This is a genomic window from Massilia sp. CT11-108 (genome assembly GCF_047302915.1).
GTDB lineage: Bacteria > Pseudomonadota > Gammaproteobacteria > Burkholderiales > Burkholderiaceae_D > Telluria > Telluria orientalis.
In genome coordinates, this window is record NZ_JBKYMO010001538.1 from 1 (window position 1) to 268 (window position 268).

1 protein-coding gene is annotated in these 268 nt (G+C 44.0%); it reads left to right on the forward strand.

Features of this window, described 5'->3' with window-relative positions; translation table 11 throughout:
• Positions 1 to 48: 48 nt before the first annotated feature.
• Positions 49 to 268, forward strand: a 220-nt coding sequence (locus ACEN88_RS35535; protein WP_413347099.1) for a hypothetical protein, incomplete at its 3' end; no start/stop codon positions are given.

Sequence of the window (268 nt, forward strand, 5' to 3'; positions counted from 1 at the left end):
GTATACAACTTTGTAAATAACGTAGTATTTAACTGGCACCACCGTTCAATGGATGGCGGCGATTATACTACCAATTACAATGTGATCAATAACTATTTTAAACCAGGTCCGGTTACACCAAAAGATGAACCGGTTGGTCACCGCATCCTGAAACCGGAATCGGGCAGGAGCAAGCTTAAAGAAAAAGTATTCGGTCGTGTTTACGCCTCAGGTAACATCATGGAGGGCTATCCTGAGGTAACCAAAGATGCATGGAACGGTGGTATCC